Source organism: Kribbella endophytica (genome assembly GCF_054781295.1).
Window position 1 is genome coordinate 2,563,142 of the sequence record NZ_BAAGUR010000001.1, and the last position, 16,902, is coordinate 2,580,043.

The window sequence follows — 16,902 nt, forward strand, 5'->3', positions numbered from 1 at the left end:
CCGACCGATCCGCTGCTCACCGAACTCAGCCCGAGTGGTTCTCCAGCGCCGCGATCAGCTGCGGCCGCAGCTCCTCGGGCGTGACCACCTGATCGACCGAACCGACCCGCACAGCCCGCCGGATGTCGTGAATCCGGTCGAACTCCGAAGCGACCTCGCCCAGCTTCTCAGCCCGTACGGCGGTCCGTACTTCGGCCAGCTCGTTCGTCACCGCTGCCCGCTCGGCGCCCTCGGTCTCGCCGAGCCGCGTCGTCAGCGCCTTCACCCGCGGGTCGGCCGACGTCCGGTTGTTCACCTCCGCGGAGAACACCACCGCAGCCGCCGGCGCCCCACCGAGCACCGACGCGAACGAGCCCTCGACCGCGAGCACCGTCATCGACGGGTTCAGCGCCTTGGAGAACACCACGAACGCGCCACCGTGGTACCGCGAGACCACGCAGAACACGATCGGCCCGCGGAAGTTCACGATCGCGCGCCCGATCTCCGCGCCGTACTCGAGCTGCAGGTTCCGCATCGAGTCCGGTGACCCGTCGAACCCGGACAGGTTCGCCAGTACGACGAGGGGACGGTTGCCGCTGGCACCGTTGATCGCCCGTGCGACCTTCTTCGACGACCGCGGGAACAGCGTGCCCGCGGTGTACGTGTCCGGCCCGTCGGTGGGCGGGAATCCCCGCCGCGCAACGGGTTTCGACTCGATCCCGACCAGGCACACCGGCAGCCCGCCGAGCCGCGTGTCCGCGACGACCGCGGTCTCCGCGTCGGCCATGCCCGCCCAGCGTTCCAGCATCGGGTGGTCCTGGTCGGTGACCGCGCGCATCAGCGTGCGGATGTCGAACGCCTTCTTGCGGTCCGGGTTCGTCGCGGCCGAGAAGATCTCCCCGACCGTGCTGAACCCACCGTCGACCGGGTCGTGCGGGTACGACGTGACGTCGCGGTCGTGCGGGTCCGACGTCGGCGCCCGCCGCGGCCCGGGCTCACCCGGTACGACGTACGTGTGGTCGTAGTGCGCCATCAGGATGTCGCGCGCCCCGGCCAGGTCCGGCGCCCAGTACTGCGCCTCGCCGTTCGGGCCCATCACCCGGTCGTAGCCGCCGATGCCGAAGTTGTCCTCGGCCGAGACGCCACCGGCGAAGTCCAGCGTCTGCTTGCCGGTCAGCACCATCGCCGAGTCCGGCGTCATCACCAGGATGCCCTTGGTGTGCATCAGCATCGTGGCTTCGGCGTTCCAGTACGGCTGCGCGCCGACGTTGATGCCCGCGACAACGATGTTGATCTCGCCACCGGCCTGGGTGAACTCGACGATCCGCTTGAGCGCCTTCGCGACCCAGTCCATGTTCTCGGTGCCGGAGTCCATCGAGATCCGCGCGCCCGCGGACACCGCGAACCACTCGACCGGTGCCTTCAGCCGCTCGGCCAGGTCGAGCGCGCCAATGATCCGAGCGCACTCGGCCTCGGCGACCGCACCGAGCGCCATCGTCGGGTCACCGCTGAGTACGACGCGGGTGATGCCCTCGGGGTGGCGACGGGTCGGGGTGTTGATGACGCCGGCGATCAGGCCGGCCTTGTTCAGTCCGCGCGGCCGGTCGACCGGCACCAGCGCACCGGTGTCGTCCAGGTCGTGCTCGACATAGGTGCCTCCGGCACCGACCACCAGACCGGCGACCTCGTACGGGTAAACGGTGTTGCGGCGCCGGGCCTTGAGCACCTTCTGCGCGTAGTCGTCGAGCGGCTTGAGCCGCTCCGTCGGCGGGCGGACCACCTTCGTGACGACACCCGAACCGGGCTGGTACGAGAAGCGTCCGACCACCGGCAGCGCCGTACCGTTCGAGCCGGTCACCCGGCCGCTGATGATGACCTCCTCGATGCCCGCACCGGCGGTCATCGGCGCGATGTTGCGCTGCAGGGCGGTCAGCTCCGGGACCTGCCCGTCGACGACCGGCCAGATCGTCACCCAGACGTGGTTCATCTCCAGCCGCGCCCCGGCCGCGCCGCGCGCGGTCCGGGCCCGGCGGATGCCCTCCAGGCAGTTCGCGATCGCGCGCTCGACGTGCGGCAGCGCGGTGACCTTGCCCTCGTCGTCGCGGATCACGGCGAACTGGCGGACCTGCGCGAGTGCGACCAACCGCTCATCTGCCGGGTTGTCGCGAGCGACGCAGTGGTAGAGCAGCACGTCCTCGGGCGCGTCCAGCCGGGTGATCTTGAAGTCGTGCAGGCGCCACAGGTTGAGCCGGCGGCCGACCATCGGGTGCACGCCGCGGACGTTGTCGTCCTCGACGACACCGTCGGCCGACGGGCGGAACGTGAAGTACCAGACCTCACGACCGTTGCCCGGGACAACAGCCAGGGCAACGCGTCGTACGTCGGCAACGAACGGCAGGGCCGCCACGATGTCGCGCAGCCGGTCCGAGGCGTCCTGCGGCGATTGCGGCGTACCGGGCCAGGACAGGTACAGATCCGCGACGGCCTGGTGCCCGGCCGGCGCGGCCGCGACCTCGGCGGCCAGGTCGCGGACCAGATCGCTGCTCGTGTCGGCCAGTTCGTCGACCGTGCCGATCGTGGTGACCAGGTGGGTCGGGCGGTCGTCCAGCGTGTAGTCGGCGCTGGCGAACGCGCGCCCGTCGACCGTGGTGTTGCGCAGGTCGTGCAGCTCGTACTCGAGGTAGTGCCGACGGATCAGCACCTCCAGCATCGGCTCGACCGGGTGCACCCCGGCCTCGATCCGCTCGGCCAGGAAGCCGACGATCTGCTCGGGGATCGCGGCCAGCGCCTTCACCCGCTCGGTGCGGTCCGGTACGTCCGGGTCGTTGGTCAGCGAGTCCAGCTCGGCCGCGACCTCGGTCAGCACCTCCGCGCGGTCGGCGTCGACCTGCGGCTGGTCGAACCAGCGGAACCGAACGCTCCGCGCGAGGTCGCCGATCACCGGGAACCGCAGCTGCGTGGCGACCACGAGGTGATCCAGTACGGCGTACGCCTCGGCGTCCAAAGGGGCCTCAGGCATCGGTTCGGCCAGCCACTGCTGCAGCAGCGAGGTCATCAGCAGTACGTCGGGAGACGTGCGCTGCTGGGCCAGGAAGATCCGGAACACCGCGTCGGTCAGCTCGTCGCTGCGGTCCAGGTCGGTGACGCCGTAGTGGCCGAGCACGCGCGCGAGCCGGTCGCGGAACTGCTCCGGCAGCCCGGCGCGCTCGGCGTCCAGGGTCTGCAGGTACGTGTGGAAGTGCTCCTTCGGGCTGTGCACCCGCAGTTCGGTGTTGAGATCCTCACCGGCCGGCCGGTTGCGGCTCAGCTCGGCGAAGTCCGCGAACAGCCGCAGTACGCCGATCTCCTCGGCGACCGGCGGCTGCGAGAGCTCGGCGCGGGCGGACAGGTACTCCGAGAGCGTCCGGCCCTCGTCGCGCGGGTCGATGTCGAACCCGAGCAGCATGCTGCGCAGATTGTCGAGCCCACGGGCAGCCCGCTCGGCAGCGGTCGGCGGGATCTCGGGGATCGGCAGCTCCAGATCGACGCTGTCCGACACCTCGACCTTGACGTCCGCGTCGCCGACCGGCTCCAGCCGCAGCAGCGGCGCACCCGTTTCGACCTGGCTGCCGGTCGACACCGGCAGCTCCTTCACGATCGCCTTGAACGGCGCGTACAGCACCGTCTCCATCTTCATGCTCTCCAGGACGAGGACCGGCGCACCGGCCTCGACCTCGGCACCGGCGGCGACGGGAGTCGCGACGACCAGCGCCGGAGCGGGGGCGCGCATCACGCCGCCCTCGTCGCGGCTGACCCGGTGCGTGACGCCGTCGACCTCGACCAGGTGCACGGGACCGTGCGTGGCGGTGACGAGCCGGTACCGGCGGCCGGAGACGACCAGCCGGGCGTCGTACGCGTCGAGCCGGTCGAGCTCGACGTCGAGGTAGCAGAGGTCGTCACCGGTGCCGACGCCGACGCGGTAGCGGGCGGAGCCGATCTTCGCGACCGAGACCTTGTACGTCGCGCCGCGCAGCTTGAGCGCGATCGCGCGACCGACCTCGTGCTGGACCTGGGGACGGCCGCCGCGCGCGGAGTCCAGCAGGCGCTGGCGCTCGACCCGCTCGGCCTCCTCGTACGCCTCGATCGCGGCCGCGATCAGGGCGATGCCGGAGTGCCGGCGCAGGACCAGGCGGCCCTCCCCGCGGACCCGGTCGATCCAGCCGGTGTCGGCGGAGCCGTCGATCACCTCGGGCTGGTCGAGCAGGTCGAGCACGAAGCTCTTGTTCGTCGTACCGCCTTCGAGGACGACGGTGGTGTCGCCGACCGCGCGGCGCAGGCGTCCGAGCGCCTCGTCGCGGGTCCGGCCGTAGCCGATGATCTTGGCGATCATCGAGTCGAAGTCGGCGGGGATCGTGTCGCCCTCGCTGACGCCGGTGTCGACCCGTACGCCGGGGCCGGACGGCAGCCGCAGCCGAGCGATCCGGCCGGGGGACGGCGCGAAGTCGCGGTCCGGGTCCTCGGCGTTCAGCCGCGCCTCGACGGCGTGCCCGACCTCGACCGGCTGCGGACCTTCCAGCTTGTTGCCTGCCGCAACGTGCAGCTGCGCGCGGACCAGATCGAAGTCGGTGGTCAGCTCGGTGATCGGGTGCTCGACCTGGAGGCGGGTGTTCACCTCGAGGAACGCGAACAGCTTGTCGCCCGGGTGGTACAGGAACTCGACCGTGCCGGCGCCGGAGTACCCGACGGCGAGTGCGAGCCGCTCGGCCGAGGCCTTCAGTTCGGCGGCCTGGTCCGGCGCGAGGACCGGCGAGGCCGACTCCTCGATGACCTTCTGGTTACGGCGCTGGACCGAGCAGTCGCGGACGCCGAGCGCCCACGCCGTACCCTGCCCGTCCGCGATCACCTGGACCTCGACGTGCCGGGCGCCGGTGACGAGCCGCTCCAGGAAGACCACGCCGCTGCCGAACGCGCGGGCCGCTTCGTCACTGGTCCGCTGGTACGCCTCGCGCAGGTCCTCGTCGTCGCGGACCAGCCGGATCCCGCGGCCACCACCACCGGCCGTTGCCTTGAGCATCACCGGGTAACCGATGTCGTTGGCCGAGGCAAGCGCCTCGTCCAGCGTCGCGACCGCGCCGCGGCTCCACGGCGCGACCGGGACACCGACCTCCTCGGCGATCAGCTTCGAGCCGATCTTGTCGCCCAGCTTGCGCATCGCCTCCGCGCTCGGCCCGATGAAGGTCACGCCGATCCGGTCGCACAGCTCGGCGAACGCCGGGTCTTCGGCGACGAAGCCCCAGCCGACCCAGGCCGCGTCGGCCTTGGTCTCGAGCAGGGCCTTCTCGAGTTTGGCCAGGTCAAGGTAGGGGCGGTCGGCGGCCGGGCCGAGCGGGTAGGCCAGGTCGGCCTCGCGGGCGAACGTCGCCCCACGCTCGGCATCCGTGTACAACGCGACCGTCTCGACCTGGCTCCCCGTCTCGGCGTTGAGCTCACGGACCGCATTGATCAGCCGCATGGCGGCCTCTCCCCGGTTGACGATGGCGATGCGGTTGAACACCGGGCGGCACTCCTGTCGTCGGCAAAGCTGTCACCGCAAACATTCCCAGGCAGTTGCCCCTACCGTCGAGTCGGGGTCAGCTGTGCACTGGTTGTGACCGAAAGGAAAGGTTCCAGCGCCTGCAGGAAATCCGCTGCGTCGAAGAGCGCGCCGGCGGTGACCGCGCCTACTGTCCGTGTCCGGCCGGACAGGATCCGCTCGACCGCTTCCACTGCGAGTGGAGCACTTACGGCGTAAATGTCTCGCCCTGTTGCGGTTGCTCTGCGCTCGACGCCGTCGGCCCGCACGACGACGTCGACCACGAAGGTCTGGTCGGAGCGGCCGTCGGGGTCGCTCGCGGTCGGCGCCGGGGTGCTTGCGTCGGCCAGGTCCTGGGCGGCCTCGGTCGCCATGGAGGTGCCGACCTCGGGGATCTGCAGGTGGCTGGGAACGGTGACGACATCGGCCATCGTGAAGCCCTTGACGACCGTACGGCGGCCGAGTGGTGCCGGGAAGTCCCAGTCCTCCTGCGTCGGGGCCTCGTCGTGGTACTCCAGTACGCCGTTCGTGAAGCGGACCCGGCGTCCGTCGCGCCGATCGTGGCTGACCTTGCCGGCCGTCCGCGTTCCCGGTGTCGGGTGCCAACTGCTCAGCCCGTAAGCGATGTGGGCCTCGTCGGCCGCGGTCCAGTCGCCCATCGCGTGGGTGACGAGCAGGTCGCCGAGGCCGCCGAAGAACGCCATCGCGGGCAGGACGATCGCGCCGGCCTCGCGGGCCTTGTCGGCGTACTCGGTGAGGGTGCTGACGTTCGCCTCGATCTCGGCGGCGACGTCGACGTACGGAATCTTCGCGCGCAGTGCCGCGTCGATGACCGGGCCCGCGGTGAGGGCGAACGGGCCGGCGGTGTTGATCACCGCGTCGGCGCCGTCGAGGGCCCGGTCGAGGGCGTCCGGATCGTCCACCGCGGCGGGGCGGACGGTCAGGTCTTCGTACTCCTTGCTCAGTTTCCCGCCGTCGCGCCCTGCGACGACGAGGGTGATTCCGCGTCGGCGCAACTCGGCGACGACGAACTGTCCGGTGTGCCCGGTTGCTCCGTAGACCACGATCTTCATGGCTCCAGCCTCGCGGTCCGGGGTCACCGACCGTGATAGTCCGGAACGCCATCATGCGTACACTTTCGGACATGCACACCGTCGCCCTGGCCACCGCGGGCAATCTCCTGCACTTCGAGCTGGCCGTGGCGTACGAGATCTTCCGCACACCACCGCTCGATACAGCCGTCGAGGACTGGTACGACGTGGTGCTGTGCGGGCCAGGCGCCGTACGGGTCGGGCCGTTCCTGGTGGAGCCGTCAGACGGGCTCGAGCGACTGGCGACGGCCGACACCGTGATCGTGCCGGCCTGCGCGGACGTCGACATCCCGCCGCCGCCCGAGCTGGTGGACGCCGTACGGGCTGCTCACGACGCGGGCGCTCGGATTGCGTCGCTCTGCACCGGTGCGTTCGCTCTGGGCGCTGCCGGGCTGCTCGACGGTCGCCTCGCGACCACCCACTGGGCGCACACCGCGGAGCTCGCGGCCCGGCACCCGCTGGCCGTGGTCGATCCGGACGTCCTCTACACCGACAACGGCAACGTCCTCACCGCCGCAGGCAAGGCCGCTGCCGTCGACCTCTGCATCCACCTGATCGCGTTGGACCACGGCGCCACCGTCGCCAACACCGTGGCCCGCCGCCTCGTCATGCCACCCCACCGCCCCGGCGGCCAGGCCCAGTTCGTCTCCACCCCCATGCAACCGGCCGGCGACCACGCCCTGGCCGGCGTACTGGCCTGGGCCCAGCAACGCCTCGCCCAGCCCTTGGCCGTCACGGACCTGGCCCGCCACGCGAACCTCAGCCCCCGCCACCTGGCCCGCCAGTTCAACGCGGTCACCGGCCAGACCCCTATCCAATGGCTCAACACCCAACGAGTCCGCCGAGCCCAGCAACTCCTCGAATCCACCGACGAAAGCATCGAGTCAGTAGCAACAGCCACCGGCCTGGGCACAGCCACCACCCTCCGCCGCCAGTTCAAAAGAACAGTAGGAGTCCCACCCGACACCTACCGCCGCAGCTTCCGCGCCTGACCGACCCCGGCCGAGCCGCGCCTAGTCCACCCAGTCGAGCTGCGGCTCCGGAATCGCGAGCGCCCGCCCGTGCTCCTGCGCCTCGGCCCGCGCAGCCTGATCGCCACGCGGATACCTGAAGACCTTCCCCGGAAAGACAACGAAGATCTCGTCCGCGTTGTGAAAGTCGGCGTACCACCCCGGCTTGTCCAGCACCCCCTGAAGCTTGTCGGCGAGCGCCTCGACGTACTGGTCCTCGACGGCGAAGTCCATGATCGTCCACAACAACGGCTGCGCCGCACTCGCGCCGCTCACGGCAACCCGGTTCAGCTTGCTCACCACGAGCGGAATCCCTTCGAGCGTCGCACCCGTGCGCAGACTCTCGAGAATGATCACTCCGTCGTACATCTCAGTCTCCGGTTTGGGAGTTGGGGGCGTGGACTGGTTTGGACTGCGACGACGAGCGTTGGCGGAGGTAGATGGAGCCGCCGATGATCGCGGCGACGGCGAGGAACTCGCTCTGCCAGTTCTGGAAGGACTCGAACCAGAACTGGGAGGTGCCGAGGTACTGCGCAGCGGTGACGACCTCGCCGCCGTGGAGCTGCTGGTCTTCGCTGTAGGCCCGCGCGCCGGTGACGGCGTGCAGCCAGATGGACAGCAGGAAGCAGAGGCCGAAGGCGATCGCCAGGGAGTTCTCGTACAGCTTGAGGACCAGCGGCGAACCACGGCGTACCGGCCAGGGCGCGTCGGGATCGTCGCGGTGCGCCCGCGGGTCCTCGTCCTGCGGCGCGGGCTTGCCGATCGGGCGGGACTCCGAGGAGCCCTTCTGGACCAGGAAGACCGTCAGCAGGACGTACATGCCCATCTGCAGGAACTCGGACTCCCAGTTCTCGAACACCGTCTCACCGAACGACGCCGAACCGGCGTACTGGACGAGCGTCTGGGTCGGCTGCCCGTGTTCCATCAATTCGTCGTTCTCGTGCGCATGCCCGGTGAGCAGTACGCCGATGAAGAACAACGCGAAGAGAAGGAGATTCGCCAGCAGCAGGCCCCGCAGCTTCAGCCAGTTCACCGACCCATCATCACCCCGCGACTCAGTCGACGTGGATTACGCAGAACTCGTTGCCTTCCGTGTCGCGGAGGACGATGAAGTCGTGATGGTCGGGGTAGTTCCAGTCGTCGGCGCGGGTCGCGCCGAGCTTCAGCAGTCGCTCGATGTGCTGGTCGCGCTCGGCGGTGTAGAGATCGATGTGCACCGGCGCGGCCTCGCGCGGGATGTCCTCCGCGCGCTGGATCAGCACCGACGGCCCGTGCCCGGCCGGGTCGTCGAGCATCGCGAACTGGTCGCCGGTGCCGATCTCGTCGCCCAGCTCGTACCCGAGCGTCTGGCTCCAGAACGTCGCGGCCCGATTCATGTCCAGCGCGTTCACCACGATCGTCGCCAACCGCAGGTCGCCGACCGCCGCCGGTCTCTCACCCATTGCCACCTCCTTCAGAAGCTGGTTCAGCCCGCCGGTTTCCCGCGGTGACGGCGGTCAAACCCTGCGGCTGTAGTGCTTCTTGGCCCAGTCGGCGAAGGAGGTGAGGGGAATGTCGTACGCCGCTGCGAACGTGGGATCGGCCGTGCTCGCGCGCTCGTTCATCCCAACCTGGTTGTCCATCAACTGCGGGAGCATCCCGCGCGCCTTGCCCTGCTCGGCGCTGACCGTATCCACGCGCGTCGGCTCACCCGCCGCCGTCAGCGCCGCGGCCATCTCCTTGAGCGACAGCAGTTCACCGGCGAGCTCGACGACCTGCTCGTGAAACCGCGTCGGATCAGCGAGCGCGGCGGCCACCGCCGTACCGATGTCCGCTGGCGCGAACACCGCCAGCGGCTTGTCTGGGTCGATCGCGGTGACGACCGCCTCGCCGGTCAGGTTCTCGAACCAGATCGACGGCCGGACCAGGTTCGACGTGAAGAACGCCGGCCGGAACTCCGTCCAGGACCGAAAACCCGCGCCGGGCAGCGCGAGCCCGACCGCGGCCTTGCTGTGCCAGTAGTGCGGATCGCCCCACGCCTCGCCGCGCCCAGCCGCGGCCTCCTCGAGAAACGCGCCGATCCCCGCCACCGACGAGTGCACGAACTGCTCGACACCGGCCGCGCGGGCGGCGTCGACGAGATTCAGGCCGTTGATCCGCTCGACGTCGGAGCCAGGATCGTTGATGTCGGGCGACTGCAGCGAGAACACCGCCCGGACTCCACTCAGCGCCGGATCGAGCGACGGCCGGTCGGTCAGGTCGCCGACCACCAGCTCCGCGCCCGCGGCCTCGATCGCCCGCGCCGCGGCGGCGTCCGGCCGCCGTACCAGAGCACGAACCCGTACGCCGTCCGCCAAGAGCCGGCGAGCGACGATTCCACCTTGCTGCCCGGTCGCGCCGGTCACCAGTACTAGATCTGTCATACCGTCACGGTAAAACTTGACGTCGACGTCAAGGGCAAGTCCTGAGGAGGATCCGATCGTGCGCATCGGAGAGGTCAGTGCGAAGGCCGGGGTCAGCACGCGGGCACTGCGGTACTACGAGGAGCACGGCCTGATCCACCCCGACCGGACCGGCAGCGGCCAGCGGATCTACCCCGACTCGGCCGTCGAACGGATCCGCCTGATCCAGCAGTTCTACGCCGCCGGCCTGACCAGCCGCCTGATCGAGCCACTGCTGGCAGCGATCGACGCCCAGCGGCTCGAACCCGCCCTCGTCCAACGCCTGACCCATGAGCACGACCGCATCGCGCGCCAGGTCGCCGATCTCCAGGAGGCCGGCCGGCGCCTCGCCGTACTGATCGACATCGCCCACCACCCGCGCGAGACCTGCTCGTCGACCGAGCTCGATCCGCTGACCTGATCCGCCACGGCTGGAGGTCGGTGGTGGGGTCCACCTTTGGTCTCGCGTGTCGTGGTCCGTGGTGGGACTCGCGGACGGCGTGCTCGGGCCACGCTGGGAGGTATGAGCAGCGAACTCGGCGCGGCGTCCCTCGAGAAGAAGCCCCGGAAGAAGCATCGGATCAGGCGGTTCTTCGGACGGTTGTTGCTGCTGGCACTGGTGTTGGTGCTGGTGTTCGCCGGTCGGTCGATGCTCTGGTCGTGGCAGGACGGGCGGAAGGCCGAGCTGACGACGAGCGGGCCTTACACGGCCGAGCTGGACTCGCTCAAGAAGCATCCACTGCCGAAGTGGTTCGCCGACGCGAAGTTCGGCGTGATGATCCACTGGGGGCTGTACTCGGTGCCGGGGTTCGCGCCCAAGGGCACGACGTTCAACAAGCTGCTGGAGACGTCGTACGACGACGCGATGACACGCAACCCGTACGCCGAGGACTACGCGAACGCGATGAAGGACCCGGACTCGCCGACCGCTCGGTTCCACCGGGAGCACTACGGCGATGCGCCGTACAGCGACTTCACTCGGCAGTTCGAGGCGGGGCTGGCGCGTTGGAATCCGGACCAGTGGGCCGAGCAGTTCAAGGCTGCGGGTGCGTCGTACGTGGTCGTGACGGCGAAGTACGCGGACGGCTACTCGCTCTGGCCGACGGCGGTGCACAACCCGCATGCGCCGGACTTCCACGCCAAGCGCGACCTGATGGGGGAGTTGGCCGCGGCGGTGCGCAAGCGCGGGCTGAAGTTCGGCGTGTACTACTCCGGCGGTGTCGACTGGACCTTCCAGAAGAAGGTGGTGAAGACGCTCGGCGACTACGCGTACCTGCCGTACGGCGAGGACTACCGCAAGTACGCTGTCGCGCAGGTGCGGGAGCTGATCCAGCGTTACAAGCCTGACCTGCTGTGGAACGACATCTCCTGGCCGACCGGCTCGAAACGGTTGTACTCGGTGATCGCGGACTACTACAACACCGTGCCCGAAGGTGTCATCGACGACCGTTGGAGTACTGCGTCGTACAGCCGCGAGCTGCTCGGGCTGAAGCCTGCGCGGTGGAGCTTCGACCAGCTGATGAAAGTTGCCTTTAGCACCGAAGAAGGGGCTGGCAGCATCAGTACGCCGAAGGACGTGCCGCACAGTGACTTCCGGACGCCGGAGTACGCCGACTTCGACACCATCCAGCCGAAGTTCTGGCAGCAGGACCGGGGGATCGGCGGGTCGTTCGGCTACAACCGCGAGGAGACCGAGGCGGACTACACGAAGACGCCCGACCTGATCGCCGAACTGGCCAACGCCGCTGCGAACAACGGCGCGCTGATGGTCAACGTCGGTCCGTCGGGCGGTGAGGGGATGATCGTTCCCGCGCAGGCGTCCCGCCTCGGCGGCATCGGCGCTTGGCTTCGTGGCAATCGCGACGCGATGGACGGCACGCGACCTTGGACGCGCTCGACGACCACCACAGCCTCTGGCGAGAAGGTCGTCTTCACCACCAAGGGCGAGGACCTGTACGCCGTCGTACTGGGCTCGCCGAAGGGCGACATCGTGCTGAAGGACGTCGCGCTCGCGGGCAAGCCCATCCGCTTGGCGTCTGGCAAGGCCGTTGGCGCCACGGTCGCAGGCAACAGCACCACGCTCGACGCCGCGGGTGACGGCACCTACGCGCCGGTCTTCAAGTTCCGTGGTGCGGCCAGGCGCTAGGTTTGGATGCATGTTCGTGAGCGCGTTCGTGAACCTGTACACCAGCGACATCGACGCGGGGATCGGCTTCTACCGCGACCTGCTCGGCTTCTCCGAGACGTTCCGTACGCCGACGACCGGGACTCCCGAGCACGTCGAGCTGGTTCTCGGCGGCTTCAAGCTCGGCCTCGGCACTGTTGAGGCGGCCCGCAGGGTGCACGGGATCGAGCCGTCACCCGGCAGCTCGGCGATGCAGCTGGTGATCTGGACCGACGACGTCGACCAGGCGTACGCCGACCTCACGGCGGCCGGCGTACCGGGCTTGACCGCGCCGCACGACACGGGGAACAACAATCGCAACGCCCTCGTCCAAGACCCCGACGGCAACCTCGTCGAACTGGTCGCAAAACGCACCACCGACTGAGCGCTGCGGACGTCGGGAGAGTGTGCCTGGTCGGCAGCGCCTGACCGGTGGGGCTGCGGCTGATCAACCGGCAGTGCGGGCGCGCAGGGCGCTCAGCCTGCGGCCTCCCGGGTGGAGGGCGCCCCGGCCTCCACTGGGTGGAGGGGGCAACGGTATTCGGCTGCGGTTGGGGGGTGGCGGCGGGTAGGTTCGCGGGGTGGAGCGATATGCGGGTGACGTGCTGGGGATCGCGGACGAACTGACCGAGGCGTACGTCGAGGTGTTCACGGCGCCGCCGTGGGGGCATCGGGATCCGGGCGAGACACGTCGGGCGTTTCGGCAGCGGCTCGATGGGGACGCGCAGCGGGACGGGTTCGGGGCGTGGGTCGAGCGGGCCGAGGACGGGCGGATCGCGGGGTTCGTGACCGGGTGGGTCACGCCGGCGCCGTTCCGGACGGATCGGTCGTACGGGCAGGTGCTGGAGCGGCTCGGGGCGGAGCAGGTCGACGCGTCGCTCGTCGGCGCGTTCGAGATCGACGAACTCGGGGTCCTCGGCTGGGCGCGGGGAACAGGGCTCGGTCGACGGCTGCTCGCGACCGCGGCCGATCACCAGCCGTCAGGCGCTTGGCTGCTGACCTGGAACCAGGCGCACGACACGATCGCCTTCTACCGCCGTACCGGCTGGCACGAACCGCCCGTCAAGGGTCCGGAGAACGACATCGTCGTGTTCCTCTCGCCGAACCACCCGAACGCCTAGTCGCCGACGGTACGGCGTACGACCAGCGCTGCTCGAAGGCGGCGGACGGCCTAGTCCTCCTCGGCCAGGCGGGGGAGGGCGGCGAGCAGGTGCCGCCGCTCCGTCGGGCTCAGGGCGCTGAGCAGGTCTTCTTCCATCGCGCGGACATCGGTCTTGGCGGCCTTCAGGCGGGCCGCGCCCTCGGGAGTGAGGCGGACGGTGTGCGCGCGACGGTTGGCCGGGTCGGGCTCGCGGACGAGCAGGCCGTCGTCGGCGAGCTTGTCGAGCATCGGGATCAGGCGGGACTTGTCGTACCCGATCGCCTGCGCCAGCGCCTGCTGGGTCTCGGTCGGCTGCTTCGCGAGGTGGGTGAGCACGGCGTACTCCCACATGGTCAGCCCGTGGGCGTCGAGCAGCGGCCGCTCGGCCGCCATCAGCCGGCGGATCACCCGAGCGAACAGGGCCCCGAGGTCTTCGCGCTCCATTCGATCATCGTAGGCATTGTCCAATCGTAAGCAGGTGCATATGATAAGCACATGCCTACAAACATCACGCTCTCCCGCAGCATCGCGATCGACGCCACGCCCGCCAAGGTCTTCGCCTTCGTCGCCGACCCCCGCAACCTCCCGCTCTGGGCACCCGGCGCCGTCAAGTCCGTCGAGCCGGACGGCGACCTGTGGCTCTTCCACAACGGCGACTCCGCCCGCCCCGTCAACGTCCGTACGTCGGAGGAGCACGGCACCGTCGACCTGCTCGCCCCCGACGACCCCAGCGTCGGCGTCTTCACCCGCGTCGTCCCCAACGGCGCCGGCGCCGAGTACCAGTTCACGATGTTCTTCCCCGCAGGCTCACCCCAGGAGGCCGTCGACGCCCAGTCCGACATCATCGACGGAGAGCTGGTCACCGTCCGCACCTCCTGCGAAAACCAGTAGCACCAGGGGTTTTCGAGGGGTCACCCTAGGTGCCATGCACCTCACCTTCGAGCACGACCCTCGCGGCGAGTGCCGGACGTTGATCCGGCGCGCCGACGGTGCCGAGTTCGAGCTGACGTCGTACTCGCGCAAGCAGGTCGTGCCGCACGACCTCGTCCACGCCGTGATCGAGCGCGAGCTCGGCATTCCCGACGGTATCTACGGCTGCATCGCGGCCGGCGCGGTCTACAGCAGCATGACGCAGACCGGCGGGAAGAAGCGCCACGACGCGAAGGTCCGCAGCGACCGGATCCTCAAGGCGGCCAGGGGGATCGGGATCAGCGAGGCGCTCGTGGGGGTCTTCTTCCACGCGTACGAGCGAGGCCGTCCGCCGCACGTCGACGTACGGAAGGCCTGGGGCGTCAGCAACCAAGGACCCTGCCCGTACGGCGACGAGCAGATCACGCGGGCCGCGGACGCGCTGCGTGAGGTGGGCGCGACCTGGCGGGCGAGTGGCGAGCCGTTCGTCCTCCCCTGGCCGAAGAGCCTGCTGGCCTCCGACGGACCATCGTCCGGACGGCGGGCGCGTGGCCGGACGGGGCGCGGCGCCCGGGCCTGAAGGCGGCAGAAACTCGCAGATCTGCCAGCGGCCGGGGCTGATTCCGGGGCGGGGCTGCGTGCTACCTTCGGCGTCGGTGTGGCTGAGGGTTCAATGATTGGTGGAGGCATGCGGCGGTTCGCCTGGCTGGGGATCGTGGTGGTGGTCGCGGGGTGTGGGGTGCTGGGCGACGATCCCGGCGACGAGGCGATTCGGTACGTCGCGATCGCCGATGCTCCGGCGGCGCCGGTGGCGGTGGCTCCTACGGCGGACGGGTCGACCGGGGTCTGGCGGGTGGACTGCGGGCGGAACGAGGGCGCGATTCGTAACTCGGACAACCTGGTGGTGAATCCGGGAGTGGTCGGGGCGGCGCATCATCTGCACGACTACGTGGGGAACGTGTCGACGAATGCGTTCTCGACAGACCGGAGTCTTGCCGCGGCGGCGACGACCTGCCGGGGTGGGGACAGGTCGAGCTACTACTGGCCGGTGGTCCGCGTGCCCGGCGACAGCAGTGAGCACAGCGCTGATGAACATGATGCCCACGGCAACGAAGGGCGCGTGTTGCCGCCTGCGGCGGTGACGATCGAGTTCCGGGGCAACCCGGTCAGCGACGTCGTACCGATGCCCGAGTTCCTCCGGACCGCGACCGGTAACGCGCACGGCTTCTCCCAGGGCGGCAAGAACACCAGCCACCTGCAGTGGACCTGCTCAGGAGCGCGCGATCACGTCACCAAGGACTACCCGCGCTGCCCGGACGGCCAGCAGGTCATCCGTGCCTTCGACTTCCCGAGCTGCTGGAACGGCAAGTCCCTCGACAGCCCCGACCACAGCTCCCACCTGGTCTTCCCGACCGCGGCGGGTAGTTGTCCGCCGGCCACCTTCCCAGTGCCGCAGCTGCATCTCGAGGTCGCCTACACGGTGCCGAAGGACGCGGACTACACCGTCGACACCTTCCCCGAGGACGGCCGGAGCGCGATGGCCGATCACAGTCACTTCATCAACGTGATGCAACCGGCCCTGATGAACCGGTTGGTTGCCTGCATCAACAAAGACCGCACCTGTACCGCGTGAGTACGCCGTACAGAACGAAGCTCGGGATGGTCCCTGCCCCCAAGGACCACCCCGAGCTGATCGTGCCGGCTCAGTAGCCGGAGCCCGCCCCGGTGTTGGCGACGTCGGACTTGCCGCCCTGCGGGTTGAACGCGAACCAGGTCTGGCCGACGCCCTGGCCGAGGATGTCGCCCGGCACCTGGTCCTTCGCGAAGTAGTACGCCGGCCAGCCGTTGATCGTGACCTGGCAGGTGCCGTCCGGGCGCTCGACGTAGCTGACGATCTTCGGGTCGACGCCGACGGTGTAGATCTTGCCCGGCGACTTGACCAGCAGCGGCGGCCACTTCTTCGCGCACTCACCGAAGCAGGTGGGCTTCGACGGCTTCGCGGAGTCCTTGTCGAACCGGTACAGCGTCATGCCGCGGCTGTCGGTGACGACCTGGTTCTCACCGGCGTTGACCTGTACGGCCGGGCTGCTCTTACCGGCCTGGACCGGCGGGATCGGCGCCGCGGCCGGTCCGTCGAAGATCTTGACCTGGCCCATCGTGCGCTGCAGGGCGGCCGGCTGCGGCTCGTTCGCGGCGGCCTGCGGCTGCTGCGCCGGCTGCTGCGCGGGCTCCTGCTCGGCGGGCTCGGCGGGCTGGGCCGGCTCCTGCTCCTCGGGAGCGGACGTCGCAGGCGCCGGCACCGTGACGACCACCGTCGACGGCGCGGCCGCCGGTGCGGCGTCCGGCTGGTTGTAGTTGCCGCAGGCCACCAATGCGGTGAGACCGGTGGCGACGGCTGCGATCTTCAGCATCGTGCTGCGCATCTTCATGGGTGCTTCCCTCGAGCTCGGGCGGTCCCGTCGGGTCCGTTCAGCAGCACACACGGCGCGACGGTGCTGCCGGGTTCAGGTCTTAAGATGTGACGTGGATCACATTTTTGAGTGAACCCGAGCGGGGTCGAGATCCGTGTGTGAGGGGTCTGGATCACGTGCCGTACGAGGGGATGGCACGTGATCTCCGCGGGTCGCCCGTCGTACG

At 69.5% G+C, this 16,902-nt stretch carries 16 protein-coding genes; 8 read left to right on the forward strand and 8 right to left on the reverse strand.

The window, feature by feature from the left end; all coding sequences use genetic code 11:
• Nucleotides 1-25: 25 nt before the first annotated feature.
• Both ACYVIO_RS12245 and ACYVIO_RS12250 read right to left on the reverse strand, forming a co-directional pair.
• Nucleotides 26-5,512, reverse strand: coding sequence for an ATP-binding protein (locus tag ACYVIO_RS12245; protein ID WP_460650819.1), 5,487 nt, complete (start codon nt 5,510-5,512; stop codon nt 26-28).
• A gap of 59 nt (nt 5,513-5,571) precedes the next feature.
• The gene (locus ACYVIO_RS12250) at nt 5,572-6,603 is read right to left on the reverse strand and encodes a saccharopine dehydrogenase family protein (protein WP_460650820.1); all 1,032 of its coding nucleotides are present in this window, start codon (nt 6,601-6,603) and stop codon (nt 5,572-5,574) included.
• A gap of 71 nt (nt 6,604-6,674) precedes the next feature.
• Between ACYVIO_RS12250 and ACYVIO_RS12255 the strand changes: the two genes are divergently transcribed.
• On the forward strand, nt 6,675-7,613 hold the full coding sequence (locus ACYVIO_RS12255) for a helix-turn-helix domain-containing protein (protein WP_460650821.1): 939 nt from the start codon (nt 6,675-6,677) through the stop codon (nt 7,611-7,613).
• A 21-nt stretch (nt 7,614-7,634) separates the two neighbouring features.
• On the opposite strand, the gene ACYVIO_RS12260 is transcribed toward ACYVIO_RS12255, so the two are convergent.
• From ACYVIO_RS12260 to ACYVIO_RS12275, 4 genes are read right to left on the reverse strand one after another with little or no spacing between them, the layout of a single operon-like run.
• Nucleotides 7,635-8,000, reverse strand: coding sequence for a hypothetical protein (locus ACYVIO_RS12260; protein WP_460650822.1), 366 nt, complete (start codon nt 7,998-8,000; stop codon nt 7,635-7,637).
• A gap of 1 nt (nt 8,001) precedes the next feature.
• Nucleotides 8,002-8,664, reverse strand: a complete 663-nt coding sequence (locus ACYVIO_RS12265) for a DUF6766 family protein (protein ID WP_460650823.1) — start codon at nt 8,662-8,664, stop codon at nt 8,002-8,004.
• A gap of 22 nt (nt 8,665-8,686) precedes the next feature.
• Nucleotides 8,687-9,073: a VOC family protein gene (locus ACYVIO_RS12270; protein WP_460650824.1), complete on the reverse strand. Its 387-nt coding sequence runs from the start codon at nt 9,071-9,073 to the stop codon at nt 8,687-8,689.
• 54 nt (nt 9,074-9,127) lie between these two features.
• A complete protein-coding gene (locus ACYVIO_RS12275) occupies nt 9,128-10,033 on the reverse strand; it encodes an NmrA family NAD(P)-binding protein (protein ID WP_460650825.1) in 906 nt (301 codons plus the stop codon).
• Between the two features lie 58 nt (nt 10,034-10,091).
• On the opposite strand from ACYVIO_RS12275, the gene ACYVIO_RS12280 reads away from it, so the two are divergent.
• The 4 genes from ACYVIO_RS12280 to ACYVIO_RS12295 all read left to right on the forward strand — a co-directional run bounded on the left by ACYVIO_RS12280 (nt 10,092) and on the right by ACYVIO_RS12295 (nt 13,336).
• On the forward strand, nt 10,092-10,472 hold the full coding sequence (locus ACYVIO_RS12280; protein ID WP_460650826.1) for a MerR family transcriptional regulator: 381 nt from the start codon (nt 10,092-10,094) through the stop codon (nt 10,470-10,472).
• Nucleotides 10,473-10,574: 102 nt separating this feature from the next.
• Nucleotides 10,575-12,197, forward strand: a complete 1,623-nt coding sequence (locus tag ACYVIO_RS12285; protein ID WP_460650827.1) for an alpha-L-fucosidase — start codon at nt 10,575-10,577, stop codon at nt 12,195-12,197.
• Nucleotides 12,198-12,207: 10 nt separating this feature from the next.
• Nucleotides 12,208-12,600 carry a VOC family protein gene (locus ACYVIO_RS12290; protein ID WP_460650828.1) on the forward strand — a complete coding sequence of 131 codons (393 nt, stop codon included), beginning with the start codon at nt 12,208-12,210 and terminating at the stop codon, nt 12,598-12,600.
• Between the two features lie 196 nt (nt 12,601-12,796).
• Nucleotides 12,797-13,336, forward strand: a complete 540-nt coding sequence (locus ACYVIO_RS12295) for a GNAT family N-acetyltransferase (RefSeq protein ID WP_460650829.1) — start codon at nt 12,797-12,799, stop codon at nt 13,334-13,336.
• A 50-nt stretch (nt 13,337-13,386) separates the two neighbouring features.
• Here the strand turns inward: ACYVIO_RS12295 and ACYVIO_RS12300 are convergent, their stop codons facing one another.
• Nucleotides 13,387-13,800 carry a MarR family winged helix-turn-helix transcriptional regulator gene (locus ACYVIO_RS12300; protein WP_460650830.1) on the reverse strand — a complete coding sequence of 138 codons (414 nt, stop codon included), beginning with the start codon at nt 13,798-13,800 and terminating at the stop codon, nt 13,387-13,389.
• Between the two features lie 51 nt (nt 13,801-13,851).
• On the opposite strand from ACYVIO_RS12300, the gene ACYVIO_RS12305 reads away from it, so the two are divergent.
• From ACYVIO_RS12305 to ACYVIO_RS12315, 3 genes are all read left to right on the forward strand, one after another.
• On the forward strand, nt 13,852-14,247 hold the full coding sequence (locus tag ACYVIO_RS12305; protein WP_460650831.1) for an SRPBCC family protein: 396 nt from the start codon (nt 13,852-13,854) through the stop codon (nt 14,245-14,247).
• A gap of 34 nt (nt 14,248-14,281) precedes the next feature.
• Nucleotides 14,282-14,845 (forward strand): hypothetical protein, encoded by a 564-nt coding sequence (locus tag ACYVIO_RS12310; protein WP_460650832.1) that lies wholly within the window; start codon nt 14,282-14,284, stop codon nt 14,843-14,845.
• Between the two features lie 108 nt (nt 14,846-14,953).
• Nucleotides 14,954-15,898, forward strand: a complete 945-nt coding sequence (locus tag ACYVIO_RS12315; RefSeq protein ID WP_460650833.1) for a DUF1996 domain-containing protein — start codon at nt 14,954-14,956, stop codon at nt 15,896-15,898.
• Nucleotides 15,899-15,968: 70 nt separating this feature from the next.
• On the opposite strand, the gene ACYVIO_RS12320 is transcribed toward ACYVIO_RS12315, so the two are convergent.
• Nucleotides 15,969-16,694 (reverse strand): hypothetical protein, encoded by a 726-nt coding sequence (locus ACYVIO_RS12320; RefSeq protein WP_460650834.1) that lies wholly within the window; start codon nt 16,692-16,694, stop codon nt 15,969-15,971.
• Nucleotides 16,695-16,902: the final 208 nt, after the last annotated feature.